Annotated in this window: 13 protein-coding genes; 2 read left to right on the top strand and 11 right to left on the bottom strand. The window is 73.6% G+C overall.

Annotated elements, in window-relative coordinates; translation table 11 throughout:
• Positions 1–120: 120 nt before the first annotated feature.
• A complete protein-coding gene (locus tag ACF09K_RS07870) occupies positions 121–969 on the bottom strand; it encodes an ABC transporter ATP-binding protein (protein ID WP_392241607.1) in 849 nt (282 codons plus the stop codon).
• Positions 962–1,879, bottom strand: a complete 918-nt coding sequence (locus ACF09K_RS07865) for an ABC transporter permease (protein WP_392241606.1) — start codon at positions 1,877–1,879, stop codon at positions 962–964. The genes ACF09K_RS07870 and ACF09K_RS07865 overlap by 8 nt, the downstream gene beginning before the upstream one ends.
• A gap of 487 nt (positions 1,880–2,366) precedes the next feature.
• Between ACF09K_RS07865 and ACF09K_RS07860 the strand changes: the two genes are divergently transcribed.
• Positions 2,367–2,993, top strand: a complete 627-nt coding sequence (locus tag ACF09K_RS07860; protein WP_392241605.1) for a TetR/AcrR family transcriptional regulator — start codon at positions 2,367–2,369, stop codon at positions 2,991–2,993.
• Between the two features lie 465 nt (positions 2,994–3,458).
• On the opposite strand, the gene ACF09K_RS07855 is transcribed toward ACF09K_RS07860, so the two are convergent.
• Positions 3,459–4,022, bottom strand: coding sequence for a MarR family winged helix-turn-helix transcriptional regulator (locus tag ACF09K_RS07855; protein ID WP_392241652.1), 564 nt, complete (start codon positions 4,020–4,022; stop codon positions 3,459–3,461).
• A gap of 151 nt (positions 4,023–4,173) precedes the next feature.
• On the opposite strand from ACF09K_RS07855, the gene ACF09K_RS07850 reads away from it, so the two are divergent.
• Positions 4,174–4,587 (top strand): organic hydroperoxide resistance protein, encoded by a 414-nt coding sequence (locus tag ACF09K_RS07850; RefSeq protein ID WP_392241604.1) that lies wholly within the window; start codon positions 4,174–4,176, stop codon positions 4,585–4,587.
• A 68-nt stretch (positions 4,588–4,655) separates the two neighbouring features.
• Here ACF09K_RS07850 and ACF09K_RS07845 read toward each other — a convergent pair whose 3' ends face one another.
• The 8 genes from ACF09K_RS07845 to ACF09K_RS07810 form a co-directional block, all read right to left on the bottom strand.
• Positions 4,656–6,215 (bottom strand): hypothetical protein, encoded by a 1,560-nt coding sequence (locus tag ACF09K_RS07845; protein ID WP_392241603.1) that lies wholly within the window; start codon positions 6,213–6,215, stop codon positions 4,656–4,658.
• A gap of 75 nt (positions 6,216–6,290) precedes the next feature.
• A complete protein-coding gene (locus ACF09K_RS07840; protein ID WP_392241651.1) occupies positions 6,291–7,568 on the bottom strand; it encodes a hypothetical protein in 1,278 nt (425 codons plus the stop codon).
• Between the two features lie 2 nt (positions 7,569–7,570).
• Positions 7,571–9,787: a CDP-glycerol glycerophosphotransferase family protein gene (locus tag ACF09K_RS07835; RefSeq protein ID WP_392241602.1), complete on the bottom strand. Its 2,217-nt coding sequence runs from the start codon at positions 9,785–9,787 to the stop codon at positions 7,571–7,573.
• A gap of 16 nt (positions 9,788–9,803) precedes the next feature.
• Complete coding sequence (locus tag ACF09K_RS07830) at positions 9,804–11,996, bottom strand: bifunctional glycosyltransferase family 2 protein/CDP-glycerol:glycerophosphate glycerophosphotransferase (RefSeq protein ID WP_392241601.1); 2,193 nt, start codon at positions 11,994–11,996, stop codon at positions 9,804–9,806.
• Between the two features lie 103 nt (positions 11,997–12,099).
• The gene (locus ACF09K_RS07825) at positions 12,100–14,361 is read right to left on the bottom strand and encodes a CDP-glycerol glycerophosphotransferase family protein (protein ID WP_392241600.1); all 2,262 of its coding nucleotides are present in this window, start codon (positions 14,359–14,361) and stop codon (positions 12,100–12,102) included.
• A gap of 150 nt (positions 14,362–14,511) precedes the next feature.
• Positions 14,512–15,426 (bottom strand): carbohydrate ABC transporter permease, encoded by a 915-nt coding sequence (locus tag ACF09K_RS07820; protein ID WP_392241599.1) that lies wholly within the window; start codon positions 15,424–15,426, stop codon positions 14,512–14,514.
• Entirely contained in the window at positions 15,423–16,769 is a 1,347-nt protein-coding gene (locus ACF09K_RS07815; RefSeq protein ID WP_392241598.1) for a carbohydrate ABC transporter permease, read from the bottom strand. Before ACF09K_RS07815 ends, ACF09K_RS07820 begins: the two co-directional genes overlap by 4 nt.
• A gap of 7 nt (positions 16,770–16,776) precedes the next feature.
• Positions 16,777–18,150 carry an ABC transporter substrate-binding protein gene (locus tag ACF09K_RS07810; RefSeq protein WP_392241597.1) on the bottom strand — a complete coding sequence of 458 codons (1,374 nt, stop codon included), beginning with the start codon at positions 18,148–18,150 and terminating at the stop codon, positions 16,777–16,779.
• Positions 18,151–18,234 lie beyond the last annotated feature (84 nt).

Below are 18,234 nucleotides of genomic sequence, written 5' to 3'. Positions count from 1 at the left end.
GGCGCGCCGGTCGTCCGTTTGGGCTTTTCGTCGGCGCGGGGGGGGGGGGGGCGCCCCCCCCCCGCGGGGGCGCCGCCCCCCCCCCCCCCCCCCCTTCACGCTGCCGGTGTGCGCGGTGCGTCAGGACTTCGCCGCGGCCGGGCGCTTCTTCTTCGGCTCGGTGAACGCCTCGTACTCCTTGAGGACCTCCTCGGTCGGGCCGTCCATGCGCAGCTCGCCGCGCTCCAGCCACAGGACCCGTTCGCAGGTCTCGCGGATCGAGCCGTTGCTGTGGCTGACCAGGAAGACCGTGCCGGCGTGCTCGCGCATCGCGCGGATGCGCTCCGCCGAGCGCTGCCGGAACTTCGCGTCGCCGGTGGCCAGCGCCTCGTCGATGAGGAGGACGTCGTGGTCCTTGGCGGCGGCGATGGAGAACCGCAGCCGGGAGCCCATGCCGGAGGAGTACGTGCGCATCGGCAGGGAGATGAAGTCGCCCTTCTCGTTGATGCCCGAGAAGTCGACGATCTCCTGGTAGCGCTCCCTGATCTGCTCCCGGGTCATGCCCATGGCCAGGCCGCCCAGGTAGACGTTGCGTTCGCCGGTCAGGTCGCCCATCAGGGCCGCGTTGACGCCGAGGAGGGAGGGCTGGCCGTCGGTGTAGATCCTGCCGTTCTCCACCGGCAGCAGGCCCGCGACCGCCTTGAGCAGGGTCGACTTGCCCGAGCCGTTGGTGCCGATCAGGCCGATCGCCTCGCCCTTGTACGCCACGAAGGAGACGTTCTTGACGGCGTGCACCGTGCGGACGCCCGCCGCCTTCTCGGTCTTCTTGCGGCGGACGATGCGGTTCAGGGCGGCGGTGGCGGAACCGCGGCCCCCGGCGGCGCCGTTGACGCGGTAGACGATGTCGACGCCGTCGGCGATGACGGTGGGGACGCGTTCGCCACCGGTGCCGGTGCCGGTGTTGTCGGTGAGTGCGGTGTTGTCAGCCACGGCCGTACGTCTCCTCAGCCTTCCAGAAGTAGATGAAGCCGCCGACGCCTGCCAGCAGCGCCCAGCCGACCGCCCAGGCCCACACGTGCGGCGGGAGGCTGTCGGCGTGGAAACTGTCGATCAGCGCGAACCGCATCAGGTCGATGTAGACGGCCGTCGGGTTGGCCCGCAGCACGTCGGCGACCCAGGGCGGCAGGTCGCCGTGCCGGCTGAGCATGACGTCGATGCTCCACATCACGCCCGAGACGTACATCCAGGTGCGCAGCACGAACGGCATCAGCTGGGCGATGTCCGGGGTCTTCGCGCCCAGGCGCGCCAGGATCAGCGAGACGCCCGCGTTGAAGGTGAACTGGAGCACCAGCGCGGGGACCGCGAGCAGCCAGGACGGGGCCGGCGGCACCCCCACGGCGAGCAGGATCAGCACCAGGGCGGCCATCGAGAACAGCAACTGCTGCAACTGCTGGAGGCAGAACGAGATCGGCAGCGCGGCCCGGGGGAAGTGCAGCGCCCGCACCAGGCCGATGTTGCCCGAGATCGCCTTGGTGCCCGCCATGACCGAACTCTGCGTGAACGTCCAGATGAACACCCCCGTGATCAGGAAGGCGACGTAGTCCGGGACGCCCTTCTTGGTCTGGAGGAGCACGCCGAAGATGAAGTAGTAGACGGCCGCGTTCAGCAGCGGGGTCATCACCTGCCAGACCTGGCCCAGCCGCGCCTGGCTGTACTGCGAGGTGAGCTTGGCCGTGGCGAAGGCGGTGATGAAGTGCCGGCGCGCCCACAGCTGGCGGAGGTACTCGGGCAGGGAGGGGCGGGCGCCGCTGACCGAGAGGCCGTGCCGGGCCGCCAGGGCCGCGAGGTCTTCACGGGCCTCGGCCCGCGCCTGGGGCGGTGTGTGGAGGACCTGACTCACATCCGCTGCTTTCACTCGGGGGGTGGGGTGCGCGTACGGCTGTCCCGCCGTCGGCCGACGTTTCCTCACGCTTTTCGTCACGTTTTCTTACGTCGGGACGGCACCGTATCGTCGCAACGTGAGCGTAAGCCGAGCGGGCGTCGGGACGCAACCGTTTCGTCGTCACGGGGTCGCGGGTCCGTTGCGGCGGCGAGACCGTTCCGAGGCGACAACGAGACCGGGGCGACGCCGGGACGAGACGGATCCGTCGCCGGGACGAGACCGCCGCGAGGCGACGATGGCACCGGTGCGTCGTGGCGACGGCGCCCGCGCGCGGCGGCGGGGTTGTGGCGGCGGGGATGTGGCGGCGGTACGGCGGCGGGGGCGGCTGCGGTACGGCGGCGGTGCGGCCGGGGGCTCCCACGGCGACGGCACCGTTTCGTCGTGACGCCGCGGTGCTTTGCGTAGGGACGGGCCCGTATCGTCGTAACGCCCTATGCTGGTTCGCATGACGACGAACGCCGACGGGCCCCAGACGCGTCCTCGCCGCCGGGCCCCGGCGGGAGCCGCCGTCCTCCGTGAGGACGTGACGGAGGCCATCCGGGCGGCCGTGTTCGAGGAGCTCGCGACCGTCGGCTACGCACGGACGTCCATCGAGGGCGTCGCCCGCCGCGCCGGGGTGGGCAAGACGGCCGTGTACCGGCGCTGGCGCTCCAAGCTGCACCTCGTGCTGGACATCGTCTCGGCGATCGCCGTGCAGGGCCTGCCGGCGCCGGAGACGGGCAGCCTCGAAGGCGACCTGCGGGTGCTGTACGAGGTGACGTCACGGGCGCTGCGGCATCCCGTGGCCTCGCAGATCATCCCGGACCTCCAGGCCGAGGCGGCCCGCAACCCGGAGATCGCCGAGGCCATGCAGAAGGCGCTGCGGGACGGACAGGAGGGCGTCGCCCTCAAGATCGTGGCGGCGGCGGCCCGGCGCGGTGAGGTGCGCGGGGACCTGGACGACGAGCTGGTCCTCGACCTCATCTCCGGCCCGCTCTACTGGCGCTCGGTGGTGATCCGCAGCCCGAAGCTGCCCAAGGGGTATCTGGGCGCCCTGGCGCGGGCCACCGCGGAGGCGATCAAGGCGCTCTGAGCGGATCTCCCGCCCACCCGGACGAGTCGTGGACGCGCCGCCCCCGGACGCGCCCCCGTTCCTCCGGCGGAGCCGCTACGTCCGCGGCGGAGCCGCTACGTCCGCGGCGGAGCCGCTACGTCCGCGGCGGAGCCGCTACGTCCGCGGCGGAGTCGCTGCGCCCGCGGCGCGTGTCCCGGTCTCCCCCTCGTCGGTGAGCGGCGCGCCCGCCTCGTGGGCGGCGGGTCGCACGGGAAGGCGTCCGCGGCCGACCCGCGGTGGGCCCGTGGCGGACCCGCGGCCGACCCGCGGTGGGCCCGTGGCGGACCCGCGGCCGACCCGCGGTGGGCCCGTGGCGGACCGGTGGGGGTTCCGCGGGAGCCGTCTCACGGTCAAGCAGGCGCCGGGCGCTCCCGCGGGGCCTGTGGGCCGCCCTCGGGCGCGGGCGCCCCCTCGTCCCTCCCCCCGTCCCGAGGGTCCCCCGGGTCACCGCTCGTCGTCGGCGTCCCCGGTCGGCTCCGCGCGCCGCGCGTCGCCGGGTTCCTCCTGCCGGGCGGCCCCGTCCAGCGCGGTGGTGAGCCGGTCGAGGCGTTCGCGCAGCTCGGTGATCTCCTCCAGCCGCAGGCCCGTCGCGGCGGCGATCCGGACCGGCACCCGCACCGCCCGCGCGCGCAGGGCGGTGCCCTCCTCGGTCAGCCGGACCTCCACCGAGCGCTCGTCGCGGGCGCTGCGCTCGCGACGCACCAGGCCGGCCGACTCCAGCCGCTTCAGCAGCGGCGAGAGCGTGCCGGAGTCCAGGCGCAGGTGTTCGCCCAGCTTCTTGACGGGCAGTTCGTCCCGCTCCCAGAGCACGAGCATCACCAGGTACTGCGGGTAGGTCAGCCCGAGGTCCTTCAGGATCACGCGGTAGACGCCGTTGAAGGCGCGTGAGGCGGCCTGGAGGGAGAAGCAGATCTGGCTGTCCAGGCGGAGCCAGCTCTCCTCCGGGCCGGCGGCGTCGGCGGCGGCGCCGGCACCGACGGCGGAGCCGTGAGCATCGGGGGTCGACATCGGGGTCATGCCTCCAGAGTAGCTCTTGCGGACCATTTGGTTGTGTGCAACTGAATTGTGTGCTCTACTTGTCGTCGTGAGGCCGCCCGGACGCGAACGGCGCGCGGGCGGGCCACCCAGAACACCGACTTCCGAGAGGGATGGTTCATCCATGGACGCGCTCTACACCGCAGTCGCCACCGCCACCCACGGCCGCGAGGGCCGCACCGTCTCCTCCGACGGCAGGATCGACCTCGGCCTGGCCATGCCGGTGGAACTGGGCGGCGACGGTCAGGGCACCAACCCCGAGCAGCTCTTCGCCGCCGGTTACGCGGCCTGCTTCGGCAGCGCCCTCGGCCTGGTCGGCCGGCAGGCCAAGGTCGACCTGGCGGACGCCGCCGTGACCGCCGAGGTCGGCATCGGCAAGCAGGGCGAGGGCTTCGGCCTCAAGGTCACCCTCCGCGTCGAGCTGCCGGACAGCGTGGACGAGCCGACCGGCCGCAAGCTGGTCGAGCAGGCCCACCAGGTCTGCCCCTACTCCAACGCCACCCGCGGCAACATCGAGGTCGACCTCGTCGTCGAGTAACCGGATCAACCGGATCAACCGGATCAACCGGATCAACCGGACTAACCGGGGCGGCCGGAGCGGCCGCCTCACGGAGCGACCCGCGCCAGCACCTCGCCCGTCTCCCGGCTCCACGCCATCACCACGGCCTCCTCGGGCACCCGCTGCCGGCGGGTGAGCAGCAGCCAGCGGACGTGGAGCCGGCGAGCGATCGCCGACCGTTCGGCGCGGGTCGACCCCGGGGCCAGGTAGGCGCGCACGTCCGCGAGCCGCCGCAGCCGCTCCCGCTCGTCCACGGCGGCGTCCGGCCAGGCGGGGGCGGCGAGGTTCGGCCCGTACCCGGCGATCATGTGGACGGCGTAGTAGCCGTCCGTGAGGACCACCTCGCCGGGCGCCATGTACCGGGCGGCCCAGTCGTACGCCGGCCAGCGCGGCGGCCGGGCGAAGCCGACCGGGTCCACCGCGCGCGGGACGACCGCCCCGGCCTGCACGGTGAGGAAACCCGCGCAGGCCGCCGCCGCCGCGACCGCCCCCAGCACCCGCCGCCCCGCGCCCCACGGCCGGGGCGCCGCCAGCTCCACCGCGAGCGCGAACTGGAGCGGCACGAGCGTGAGCCCGAGGATCCGCCCGTAGGTGTAGTGGCCGCTGACCCAGCCGTACGCCACCACCAGGGCGTCCAGGGCGAACATCAGCACCAGCGGATCGCGGACGCCGTTCCTGCGCCCCCGCAGCCACAGCGCCGGCACGCCCGCCAGCGCCAGCCAGAAATGCCCGGCGAGCCCCTCGTACAGCCGCCGGTGCATCGCGTCGACGCTGGAGTCGCCGGCCAGCGCGAACACGTCGAAGTACGGCCACGCGGCGGCGGTCAGCAGGGCCGTCGCCCCCGTGAGGGCCCAGCGCAGCACCACCGCCGGGCTCCGGCCGCGCTGCCGGCCCGCCACGAAGGCCACGCCCCCGGTCACCGCCGCCACCGCCGTGATCGGGTGCACCAGCAGGATCACCCCGTACAGGCCGCCCAGCGCCGCGTACCCGGTGAAGCCGCGCAGCCCGCTCGGGCCCACGAACCGCACGGACCGCGCGTCACGCGCGCGCGTGGCGGTCCACGCCCAGGCCCAGAACGCCAGCCCGATGGCGAAGGCCGACGGATAGCCGAGGTTGCCGGTCATCGACATCAGGCCGAGGTAACCGCTCCACCAGGCCCGTTCGGTGCCCCACAGCAGGGTCATCGCCGCCAGCGCCAGTACCGGCGCCCAGGGCCGCGGTGTCAGCACGCGCGTGAAGCGGCCGACGCCGGTCAGCAGCACCACCAGGTTGACCGGCCCGGCCACCCGCAGCACGTCCCGCCCCGACAGCCCGGTCAGCCGCGCGAACACCCCCTGCGCCACCGCGTACGGCGAGTAGTACGGGCTGCCCGCGCCCGGCAGGTCGCCCGTCGGATGGCGCGGGTGGAACAGGTCGGCCCGCAGCCGTTCGACGACCGCCGCGTGCTGCCCGGCGTCGCAGCACAGCGGCACCCGCCAGTACGCCAGCGACATCACCAGCCAGAACAGCAGCCCGAAGACCAGGTACGGCGTCGGACGCGGACGGCGCCCGCCGTACAGCGCCGTCGCGCCGCGCGCGGGACGCCGGGTCAGGACGCCGACGCTCATCGGACCGGAACGAAGAGGGGAACGAAGAGGGGCATTGGCGGTATGTTCCCGCCCGCGTCAACGGCCTCGCGTCCATCACCTCATCGAGTGAGCCCGATCGGGCCGTTCCTGCGCCGGCAGCGCCACCCGGCCCCGCACCAGCGGCTCCAGCAGCAACGGCAGCCCCAGCACCGGCAGCAGCCAGGCCAGCACGATCAGCCGCCCGCCCCAGATGGCGATGTCGGGGTGCCCGGCCTGGGTGAGGAACCCGGTGGCCGCGGCCGCCACCACGAGCACGCCGAACGCCCGCCGCGGCCCGCGCAGCGCCCCCCACGCACCGGCGGCCAGCGCCGCCGCGAACAGCGGCTCCCACAGCTGCCGGCGCAGCCACTCCGGCCAGAACCGCTGCTGCAACTGCCAGAACTCCGGCCAGGGCCGCTCCCGGTCCGGCCGCGTGAAGTGGTGGGTCAGCAGGTCCTGGAGGCTCTCCGACTCCGACGGATACCGCAGCAGCCCCGCGAGCAGCAGCGTCCCCGCCGCCCCGCCCGCGCCCGCCACGGCCAGCGCCACGACCCCGCGCCCCGCCGGCCGCCCCCGCCGCCGGCGCCGCACGGCGATCAGCGTGCCCGCGGCCGCCAGGGCGAGCCCGAGGAACAGGGCCTGCGAGTGCTTGACCGCGAACAGGGCCGCCAGCGCGCCGGCCGTCGTCCACACCCCCGCCCGCACCCGCCCGTCCAGGGCCAGCGCGCCGCCCCACACCGCCACGAGGGTCAGCGCCAGCATCAGGCCCTCGGCCATCGGCCGCATCGCGGTCGTACCGACCGGCAGGACGTAGTAGAGGGCCTGCCCGGTCAGACCGACCCCGGCCGGAGCCCGCAGGGTGCGCAGGACCAGGAAGACCAGCACCCCGCCCGCCACCGCCACCGTGACCCCCGCCGCCCACATCCCCCAGGTCACGCCGAACAGGGTGAGGAACGGCACCAGGAACAGCGGGTAGCCCGGCCGGGCCTCGAAGATCCGCATGAAGCGGTCCGGCATGAACGGCACCGTGTGCCCGCCGGTCCGCCCCGCCGCCAGCCGCGCCCCGACGGCGCGCCACTCCCGCTCCCGGCACGCGGCGAGCACCTCGGCACCCGGGTCGGCGCGGTGGAACCGCACCACGTCCACACTCTGCCGCCGGGCCGCGACCGAGGCCTCGCCCTCACACGCCCAGTCGATCGTCGCCGCGGCCGCCTCGTGCTTGCCGTCCCCGCGCAGACTCAGCGCGTACGACAGGTAGTTCTTGCTGTCCGGGGTGTCCCGGCCGGTGACGTTCGCGAGCTGGAGCAGCGCGTACCCCACGGCCAGGACGAGCACCCAGGAGCGCGGGCGCAGCCTCACCTGGACGCCAGCACGTCACCCGCGACGGCCGGGCCGGGCACCCGGGCCGTGGCGGGGCCGGTCATCTCCTCGCCCAGCAGCAGCGTCCGCACCACCCGCTCCGCGGCCAGCCCGTCGTCGTACACGCAGAACCGCTCCCGGAAACCGGCCCGCAGCCGCGCCGACTCCTCGTCGCACCAGCTCCCCGAGGCCATCAGGGAGACCAGCTCCCGGTAGCCGCGCGAGACGTGGCCCGGCGCCTCGGCGGTGATGTCGAAGTAAGTGCCCCGGCTCGCCGTGTACGCGGCCCAGTCGTCGGCGTGCACCACGATCGGCCGGTCCAGGTGGGCGTAGTCGAACATCAGGGCCGAGTAGTCCGTGACCAGGACGTCGGAGGCGAGCATCACCTCCTCCACGTCGGGCACGTCCGTCGCGTCGACGACCACGCCGCGCCGGTGCAGCTCGGACAGGCCCGCCCCGCGCGCGGGCCCGGCCGCCAGCGACGGGTGCAGCCGCACCACCAGGGTGTGGCCCCCGCCGAGGTCGGCGGCGAACCGCGCCAGGTCGATCCGGTCCACGTGGCCGCCGCGGACGTACTCCCGGCGGGTCGGCGCGTACAGCACCACCGTGTGGTCCGCGGGGACGCCGAGGCGGGCGCGGGCCCGCGCCCCGGCCTGCGCGTCGGCGCCCACCAGCACGTCGTTGCGCGGACTGCCGGTGCGCGCGGAGGCGAAGTGGCAGGGGTAGGCCCGCTCCCACACCAGCTCGGAGTGCGGGTTGGCGACCAGGCTGTGGTCCCAGCGGTCGGCGCGGCGCAGCATCTGCGGCACGTCCACGCCGAACCGGGCGCCGGGCCGGTCCCGCAGGTCGGCCCCCATGTACTTCAGCGGGGTGCCCTGGTGGGTGTGGACGTGGACGCTGCCCGGGCGCTTGACGAGGCCGCCGGGCCAGTTGACGTTGTTGACGAAGAAACCGGCCCGCGCGGTCACCCGGCGGTAGGCGGGGGAGTCCAGCAGCACGTGCTCGACCCCCTCCGGGAGCCGGGCCGCCGCCTCCTCGTCGCGCACGACCCACACCCCGCGCAGCTGCGGGGCGATCTCGCGCGCCTTGCGGTACACGGCGCCCGGGTCGCCGAGGACGCCCCGGTGCGAGAACGCCGAGTACACCACCAGCCGCGGATCGAGCGGGCGCCGGGCCCGCACGGCGTCCGCGCCCCGGCGGGCGCGCCCCGCGGCCGCCCCGCGCGCCTGCGCGGCCCGCCGGGCGAGTTCCCGCCCGGCCCGCGCGCCCTGCCGCCGGGCCGCGTAGGCGGCGTACGGCCCCCGCAGCACGCGCAGCTCCGCGGGCACCGGTTCGCCCGCCGGGCGGTGCCGGGCGAACAGCTCGGCCGTCCGGCGGAAGAACTCGCGCCGGTCGGACGGGGGCAGCCGGTCCGGCTTGGCGAGGATGTCCAGGCAGTGCTCGCCCATCTTGCGGTGCAGGTAGGGCCGCCAGTCCGCCAGTTCGGGGCGGGAGTCCACGAAGGCGAAGACCCGCTCGTACTGGTCGTGGATGTCGAAGTGCTTGCGGCTGGTGGTGGACAGGATGTTGCCCTGGCGGCGCTGGCGGTAGTTCAGGCAGATCCGGTCGAGCGTGGCGATCCGCCGCGCGCTGAGCATGACCGGGAAGGTCCAGGGGGTGTCCTCGTAGTAGCCGGGTGGGAAGCGGAACCCGCCGGCCTCGACGAAGTCCCGCCGGTACACCTTGTTCCACACCACCATCAGCAGGTCGAGGATCTCCGGGTGCTCGGCGGCGGTGAACGGGGCGTCCCCGCACGCGGCGAGGACGTGCGCGAGGGCGTTGCGGCGGGTGCCGCCCCACCAGTAGGTGCGGGCGTAGTCGAAGACCAGCACCTCCGGGTCGCCGGCCTCGCCGAGGCGGTCGGCCATGGCGCGCAGGGCGCCCGGCGTGAGGGTGTCGTCGCTGTCCAGGAAGAACAGGTAGTCGCCGCCCGCGAGCGGCAGACCCGCGTTGCGGGCCCGGCCGAGGCCCACGTTCTCCGGCAGGTGCAGGACCCGCACCCGGTCGTCGCGGGCCGCGTACTCGTCGAGGATCGCGCCGCAACCGTCGGGGGAGCGGTCGTCGACGGCGATCACCTCGAGATCCCGGTACGACTGCTCCAGGACCGAGTCGAGGCACTCGCGCAGGAAGCCCTGCACCTTGAAGCAGGGGACGATGATGCTGAAGCGGGGCACTGCGGGAGTCAGCTCCTTACGGGATCACGAGGGGGGAGGCGGCGGGGGCCGGGACGCGCTCGGCGAGCGGCCGCACGGGCGGAAGCGCCTCCGCGGGTTCGCCGAGCAGCACCCGGCGCACCACGCGCTCGGCGGCCCGGCCGTCGTCGAACTGGCAGAAGCGGGCCCGGAAGACGTTCCTGAGCGACCGGGACGCCTCCGAGGCGTAGGAGCCGTCGGCGAAGACGCGGGCCAGTTCCCCGGGCGTGCGGGCGACCGGGCCCGGCGGGGCCGCGAGCAGGTCGAAGTACACGCCCCGGGTCTCGGTGTAGACGTCCCAGTCGTCGGCGTACACCACGATCGGGCGGTCCAGGTTGGCGTAGTCGAACATGATCGACGAGTAGTCGGTGACCAGCGCGTCGGCGGCCAGGCACACGTCCTCGGAGGAGCGGTGCGCGGTCACGTCGATGATCCGGCCGGAGCCCCGGCGCGCCCCCCGGTCGTAGAAGTAGTGCGCCCGCAGCAGGACGACGACGTCGTCGCCGGCCGCCTCGCAGAACGCCTCCAGGTCCAGGCCGGGGTCGAAGCCGCTCCGGTGGTCGCGGTGGGTGGGCGCGTACAGCACGGCCGTGCTGCCCTCCGGCACGCCCAGTTCGCGCCGGACGCGGGCGACGTCCTCGGCGGTCGCCGTGCAGAAGACGTCGTTGCGCGGATAGCCGTACTCCAGCTGCTCGTAGGAGCCGGGGAAGGCGCGTTCCCACATCTGGGTGGAGTGGGTGTTGGAGGACAGGTTGTAGTCCCAGCGGTCGACACGGCCCAGCAGCCTGGTGAAGCTGCCGGTCGCCGCCGCCACCACCGGGTACGTCGACTGGTCGACGCCCATCTTCTTCAGCGGGGTGCCGTGCTGCGTCTGCAGGTGCACGCTGCCCTCGCGCTTGACCACGCCCTCCGCGAAGTTGGCGTTGTTGACCAGGTACGTGGCGCGCGCCAGGAGCCGCCAGGCGCGCCGGCTGCCGAGCACGGCGTGGTCGACGCCCGGCGGCACGGCGTGCTCCCGGCCGGGCTCGACGAGGAACACCGAGCGGATGTGCGGGGCGAGTTCGGCGGCCTTGGCGTGGATCGCGGCGGGGTTGCACGCGTAACCCCGGCCCCAGTACGCGCAGTACACCGCCAGGTGGGGATCGAGCGGGCGGCGCAGCTGGAGCCGGTAGTACAGCCGGGTGCGCAGTCCGTGGGGGCGCGGGACGCGCCGGGCGGCCGCCGACACCTTCCGGTTGGCGCCCCGCAGCGCGCGGAACGCCGTGTACGCCCCCGCCGCCAGCAGCCGGTGCTGCACGCCGAGGCTCCCGCCCGGCACGCGGAACCCGGCCGGCCGGTGCCTTCGGTGGAGCGCGGCCGCCCGGCGGAAGAACGCGCGGCGGGCGGCGGCGGGCAGCCGGGCCGGATGCGCGGCCGTCTTCAGGACGGCGGCGAAGAGCTGGGCGAACAGGGCACCGGAGGACCCCCGGGCGGCGGCCCTGGTGAGCACCAGGTCCGTCTGCTCCAGCAGGTCGGCGTGGTGCTCGCCCGGCTGGTCGAGCCGGCTGCCCTGCCGCCGCAGCAGATGCCGTACGACGACGCGGCGCAGCACCGCGACCCGCTCGGCGTGCACGGTGACCAGGCCGCCGAAGCCGAGGTCCGTGAAGGGCCCGTCGGGGAAGACGAGCCCGTGCGCGGTGAGGAAGCCGCGCCGGTGGACGGCGCCGCACAGGGGCAGCCGCACACCGGTCACCTCGGGGGCCTCACCGGGGTTGAAGACGCCCCGGGGCGCCCCGGCGAACAGCGGGGCCGCCGGGTTGGCCGGTTCGCCCTCCCACCACGGGACGCGCTCGTGCTCGGCGTACAGGACGTCGACCTCGCCCGTCCCGGCCAGCCGGGCGTCCAGCGCGTCCAGCGCGCCCGGCACGAGCGTGTCGTCACCGTCCAGGAACAGCAGGTACGCGCCGGTGGCCGCCCGCAGGCCGGTGTTGCGCGCCCCCGCGAGCCCCGCCCCGGGCGGCGAGAACACCGGCGTCACCCGGCCGTCCCGCCCGGCGTACCCGGCGGCGACGGCCGCGGCCGGGGCGTCGGGCGCGTCGCAGACCGGGATCAGCTCGAAGTCGCCGAAGGACTGGCCGAGGACGGAGTCCAGCGCCAGGGACAGCCGGCCGGCTGCCCCGTGGGACGGAACGATGATGCTGAAGCGGGGCATTCTGTTCTTTCTGCGTCTGTCTTGTCTGCGTCTGTCTTGACTGTCTTGACTGGTGGATCTCGCTTGTCCGTGCCGGTCGTTGTGGGCGCCGGGCGCCCGGCCCCTAGTGGCTGGTGACGCGAGGGCCCGACGGCTGCGGCACGGTGGCCAGCGCGGGCCGCGCGGACGCCGGCACCGCCGTCACCGCCGACGGCACGGGACGGCGCTCGGCGAGCGGCACGACGGGCGGCAGGTCCGTCTCGCCCAGCACGATCCGCCGTACGACGCGCTCGGCGGCGTGTCCGTCGCCGTACGGGCAGAACCGCTCGCGGAACGCGGCGCGCGACCGGGCCGCACGGGAGCCGTGCCAGCGGCCGGTCGTGAAGATGTCGGCCAGTTCGTCCTCGGTGCGGGCGACCTCGCCGGGCGGGAAGGCGCGCACGTCGAAGTAGGTGCCGCGGGCGGCCTCGTAGGCCTCCCAGTCGGCGGCGTGGATGACGATCGGGCGGTCCAGGTCGGCGTAGTCGAACATGATCGACGAGTAGTCGGTGACCAGGACGTCCGAGGCCAGGCAGAGGGACTCCACGCTCGGGTGGCCGCCGACGTCGATGATCCGGCCGTCCGCGGGCAGGTCGACGGGCTGCCCGTAGTGGGCGCGGGCCAGGATCACGAAGCGCGGGCCCAGCCGGTCCAGGAGGCGTTCCAGGTCGATTCCGGCCCGCTGGGTGCGGCGGTGGTCGCGGTGGGTGGGGGCGTACAGGACGGCCACCGTGTCGCGGGGGATCCCGAGCTCCTCGCGCAGCCGGGCCACGTCCGCGGCGGTGGCCCGCTGGAAGACGTCGTTGCGGGGGGAGCCGTACTCCAGCGTGGTGTAGGAGCCGGGGTAGACGCGCTCCCAGGTGAGGGTGGTGTGGCGGTTGGCGGACAGGACGTAGTCCCACTTGTCGACGCCCCGCAGCAGCTCCGCGAAGTCCATGTCGCGGGCCGCCGCGGGCCGCTCCTGCAGGTCGAGGCCCATGTGCTTGAGCGGCGTGCCGTGCTGGGTCTGCACGAAGACCTGACCGGGGCGCTTGACCAGCCGGCGGTCGAAGTTGACGTTGTTCACCAGGTACGTGGAACGCGCCAGTGCCGTCCAGTAGGCGGCCGTGCCGGGACGCAGCGCCCGCGTGCCGGGCGGGACGGTGTGTTGGTGCTCGGGGTGGGCGATCCACGCGGTGCGCACCTGCGGGGCGAGGGTCCGGAACGCGCTCTCCAGGGCGCCCGGGCTGCAGCCGTGGCCACGTCCCCAGTAGGCGGCGAAGACGGCCCGGTCGGCGCGCAGCGGCAGGCACAGCTGGATCCGGTAGTGGGCCTGGAGGCAGGCGGCCCGGAGCACGCGGGTGAGCCGTGCGGCGAGGCCGCGGGCACGGCCGCGCAGGGCCACGGCCGCCTGGAGCGTGCGGTAGGTGCGGTGCAGGCCCAGGCGGACCAGGCCGTGGCGCAGCCGCGAGCGCAGCGGCACGGGCGCGCCGGGCGTGCGGTAACGGCGGTAGTGGGCGCGGGCCCGGCGCAGGAACTCGCCGCGGGAGCCGCGCGGCAGCCGGTCCGGCCGGGTGAACACGGTCGTCAGGTGGTCGACCATGCGGCGGAACAGCACCGGCCGCCAGTGCGCGAGCTCGGGACGCCCGTCGAGGAACGCGAACAGCCGGTCGTACTGGTCGAGGACGTCGAAGTGCCGGCGGCTGGTGGTGGAGAGGATGTTGCCGACGCGGCGCCGCCGGTAGTGGACGCAGACCCGGTCCAGCGTCGCGATCGAGCCCGCGGTCAGCAGCGCGGGGTAGGTCCAGGGGGTGTCCTCGTAGTAGCCGGGCGGGAAGGTCAGGCCGGTCCGCTCCACGAACTCCCGCCGGTAGGCCTTGTTCCAGGCGACCATCAGCACCCTGAGCAGCCCCGGCCGGTCCTCCAGCCGGAAGGGCGCCGGGCCCCGCTCGGTGAGGTGCTCGGCGAACCTGCCGCGCTCGGTCTCACCCGTCCAGAACGCGGTGGCGTAGTCGTACACCAGCACGTCCGGCTCGCCGGTGTCCTTCAGCCGGTCGGCGACCGCGCGCAGCGCGCCCGGGGTGAGCGTGTCGTCGGAGTCGAGGAACAGCAGGTAGTCGCCGCGGGCCAGGGCGATGCCCGCGTTGCGCGCGCCGCCCAGACCGGCGTTCTCCGGCAGGTGCAGGGCGCGCACCCGGGGGTCGCGGGCCGCGAACTCGTCGATGATCTCGCCGCACGCGTCCGGCGAGCGATCGTCGACGGCGATCAGCTCGAGGTCGGTGAACGACTGGGACAGCACGGATTCCAGGCACTCGTGCAGGTACGCCTGAACCTTGTACGCGGGGACGATGACACTGAACCTGGGCAAGGGACATCCATGGGTCGGCGCGGACGACAGGGCCTGGTCCGGGCAACGGCCGATGGAGTGACTTGGTTACGTTTCCCTACGGCATCCGGGGGACACCGGGTGAACGGCGAGGGGCGGACCGGTGGCGCCCGCCCCCCCTTGCCGCAGCGCCTACTTGACCGCGCCGGCCATCACGCCGGACACGAACTGCCGCTGGAAGGCGAAGAACACGGCCAGCGGGATCACCATCGAGAGGAACGCGCCGGGCGCCAGCACGTCGATGTTGTTGCCGAACTGCCGCACCTGGGTCTGGAGGGCGACCGTGATCGGCTGGCTGTCGGCGTCGGTGAACACCAGTGCCACCAGCATGTCGTTCCACACCCACAGGAACTGGAAGATGCCGAGGCTCGCGATCGCCGGACCGCCCAGCGGCATCACGACCCGTGTGAACAGGCGCAGTTCACCGGCGCCGTCCAGGCGGGCCGCCTCCAGCAGCTCGCGGGGGATCTCCGCGAAGAAGTTCCGCAGCAGGAACACCGCGAACGGCAGCCCGAAGCCCACGTGGAAGAGGACCACGCCGAGGACGGAGCCGAACAGGCCCACCTTCCCGAACAGTTCGGCGATCGGGATGAGCGCCACCTGCACCGGCACCACCAGCAGGCCGACCACCGCCAGGAACCACCAGTCCCGGCCCGGGAACTCCATCCACGCGAACGCGTACCCGGCGAGCGAGCCGATGACCACGACCAGGACCGTCGCCGGGACGGTGATCAGCACCGTGTTGAGGAGGGAGCCGGTGATGTCGCCGTTCTCCAGCAGCTTCCGGTAGCTGTCCACGGTGAGCTGGGACGGCTCGGCGAACACCTTCCACCAGCCGCTCGCGCTCATGTCCTCGGGGGCGCGCAGCGAGGAGATCAGCAGCCCGATCGTCGGCACCAGCCAGAACAGTCCGACCAGGACCAGACAGACCCGGACGGCGCCGCCGCCCAGCCTCCCCACGATCCGCGCGCCGAGCGAACGCCCCGCCCTCACGGTCCCGACGGGAGCCTCGACCGTCTTCACGGACGTCCTCACGGGCGTCTTCATCGCCGCACCTCCCGCCGCAGCCGGCGCACGTTGAACCACATCACCGGGATCACCAGCAGGAGCAGGAACACCGCGATGGCGCTGGCGATGCCCGGCTGGTCCTCGGAGAAGCCCTTGCGGTACAGCTCCAGGGCGAGCACGTTCGCGTCGTCCTGGGAGGAGCCGGGGGCGATGATGAAGACCAGGTCGAACACCTTCAGGACGTTGATCATCAGGGTCACGGCGACCACCGCGAGGACCGGCGCGAGCAGCGGCACGGTGACCCTGCGGAACACCTGCCACTCGTTCGCCCCGTCCACCCGCGCCGCCTCCATCAGCTCCCGCGGCACGCTCGCCAGTCCGGCCGCGATCAGCACCATCGCGAAGCCCGCCCACATCCAGACGTACGAGCCGATGACGGCCGGGGTGACCAGCGACGGGCCCAGCCAGTCCAGGCCGTTGTAGGCCTCCGCGAAGTTGCCCGCGGGCAGGCGCAGCAACGCCCCGTCGGCCGCCGCGGGCAGGGTGAAGGTGCCGTCGCCGGCCGCGGTGGCCGACGCCACGACCTTGCCGTCCTTGACGGCCTCGATCCGCATCCCGGCGTAGCCCAGCTCGGACGGGTCGGGGGCACCGAGCGTGCCGACGCCCTTGCCGCGGGTGAAGTCCTGCCAGGTCGTGCCGGTGACCTTGCCCGGTTCGGGCGCGGCCGGCGCGGCCTTCTCCGCGCTGCCGGGCATCCGGTCCGGGGCCACGCCGACCAGCGGCAGGAAGACCGGATCGCCCGCCCGGACCGGTTGCCTGGTGAGGAACGCGCCGCCCTCGGCGGGCTCCAGCGGCGACCGGCGGCCCGGGTGGGCCTTGGGGAACGCCGACGACTGCGCGAACGTGTCGTGCACGCCGACCCACACCGCGTTCGCCACGCCCTTGTCCGGGTCCTGGTCGTACACCAGCCGGAAGATGATGCCGGCGGCGAGCATCGAGATCGCCATCGGCATGAAGACGACGAGCTTGAACGCCGTTCCCCAGCGGACGCGTTCGGTCAGCACCGCGAAGACCAGACCGAGGGCGGTCGCCACGGTCGGCGCGAACACCACCCACAGGACGTTGTTCTTCAGCGCCGTGCGGATGCCGTCGTCGGTGAACAGGGCCCGGTAGTTGTCGATGCCGGCGAAGCCGTCGCCGGACCGGTCGGCGAAACTGCGCACGAGCGAGTACCCGATCGGGTAGACCACGAGCGCGCCCAGCAGCAGCAGGGCGGGCAGCAGGAACAGGGCTGCCACCGTCCTGCGGGTGCCGGTCACGCTTCGGCGCGAGCGAGGAGGGGCGGGGGCTCCGGGAGCCCCCGCCGCACCGGCCGATGCCATGACCGGCTCAGTTCCCGTACGCCGCTGCCGCGTCCGACTCCAGTTTCGCCTGGATGCCGGCCACGTCCGTCGGGTTCTTCAGGAAGTCCTGGAGGTCCTTCCACTCGCCCTTGCCGGGCGTACCGCCGAACGCCTGCGGCGCCTGGTCGGACATGTCGAACCGGAAGTCGTCGCCCGCCGCGACCAGCGCCTCGGCGATCTTGCGCTGCACGTCGTTCGGGTACGCCGCCGGGTCGACGTTCTTGTTCGGCGAGAGGTAGCCGCCGAGCTTCGCCTGGATCTCCGCCGCGTCCGGCGAGGCCAGGAAGGTCGCCAGCGCCTGCGCGCCCTTCGAGTCCTTCAGGATCACCGCCGCGTCACCGCCGGAGACCACCGGCGCGGTGTCGCCGACCTTGGGGAAGGGGAACACCTTCGCGTCCGTGCCGATCTCCGCGTCCGTCTGCGCGATGTTGACCTGCACGAAGTCGCCCTCGTAGACCATCGCGGCCTTGGGCTGGTCGCCGCCGGTGAAGGTCTGGGTGACGGAGTTCGGGAACTGCGTCTGGAGGGCGCCGTCGGCGCCGCCCGCCACGTAGTCCTTCTTGCCCCAGATCTGCGCGAGCGTGGTCAGCGCCTCCTTCACGGAGGGGTCCGTCCACTTGATCTCGTGCCTGGCCAGCTGGTCGTACTTCTCCGGGCCCGCCTGGGAGAGGTACACGTTCTCGAACCAGTCGGTCAGCGGCCAGCCGTCCGCGCCGGGGATCGAGAACGGGGTGACGCCGGAGTCGTAGACGGTCTGAGCGGTCGTCAGCAGCTCGTCCCAGGTCTTGGGCTCGCTCGCGCCGGCGTTCTCGAAGACCTGGGCGTTGTACCAGACGAGGGACTTGTTGGCGGCCTTGTAGTAGACGCCGTACTGCTCCGTGCCGACCTTGCCGATGTCCTGCCAGCCCTGCGAGTAGTTCTTCCGCAGCTCCTTCAGGGCCTCGGCGCCCAGCGGCCTGGCCCACTTCTTCTCCACGGCCTGCTTGATGGCGCCCGGCTGCGGCAGCATCGCCACGTCCGGGGGCTGACCGCCCGCGATCTTCGACCCGAGGAAGTTGATGATCGGGTCCTGCGCCGGTACGAAGGTGACCTTCGCGCCGGTGCGCTTCTCGAACTCGGCCAGCACCTTCTTGAAGTTGGCCTGCTCCGGGCCCGTCCAGACGGCCGCGACCTCCAGTGTCGTGCCGTCCAGCTTCGGGAGGGTGAGGGTGCTGCCGGATTCCTTGGTGCCGGTGCCCCCGCCGCCGTCGCCCTCGTCGTCGCCGCACGCGGTGAGCGAGAGCGCGAGTGCTCCCGCGAGGATGCCGGCGGCCGCCTTCACGGTCCTGCGTGTGCGGATGGTGCTGCTCGTGCTGCGCATCACTGCCCCGTTCTCCGTTCCTCGTCGAACGTTGAGCGCTGTCCCGTGGCACTGGTCTACGCCGGGTGCCGTGGGTCGGCAAGT

Origin of the sequence: Streptomyces sp. NPDC014882 (assembly GCF_043081325.1) — a bacterium.
GTDB lineage: Bacteria > Actinomycetota > Actinomycetes > Streptomycetales > Streptomycetaceae > Streptomyces.
The sequence above is the reverse complement of the archived record's forward strand: the minus strand, read 5'-3'. Positions and strand labels throughout refer to the sequence as shown.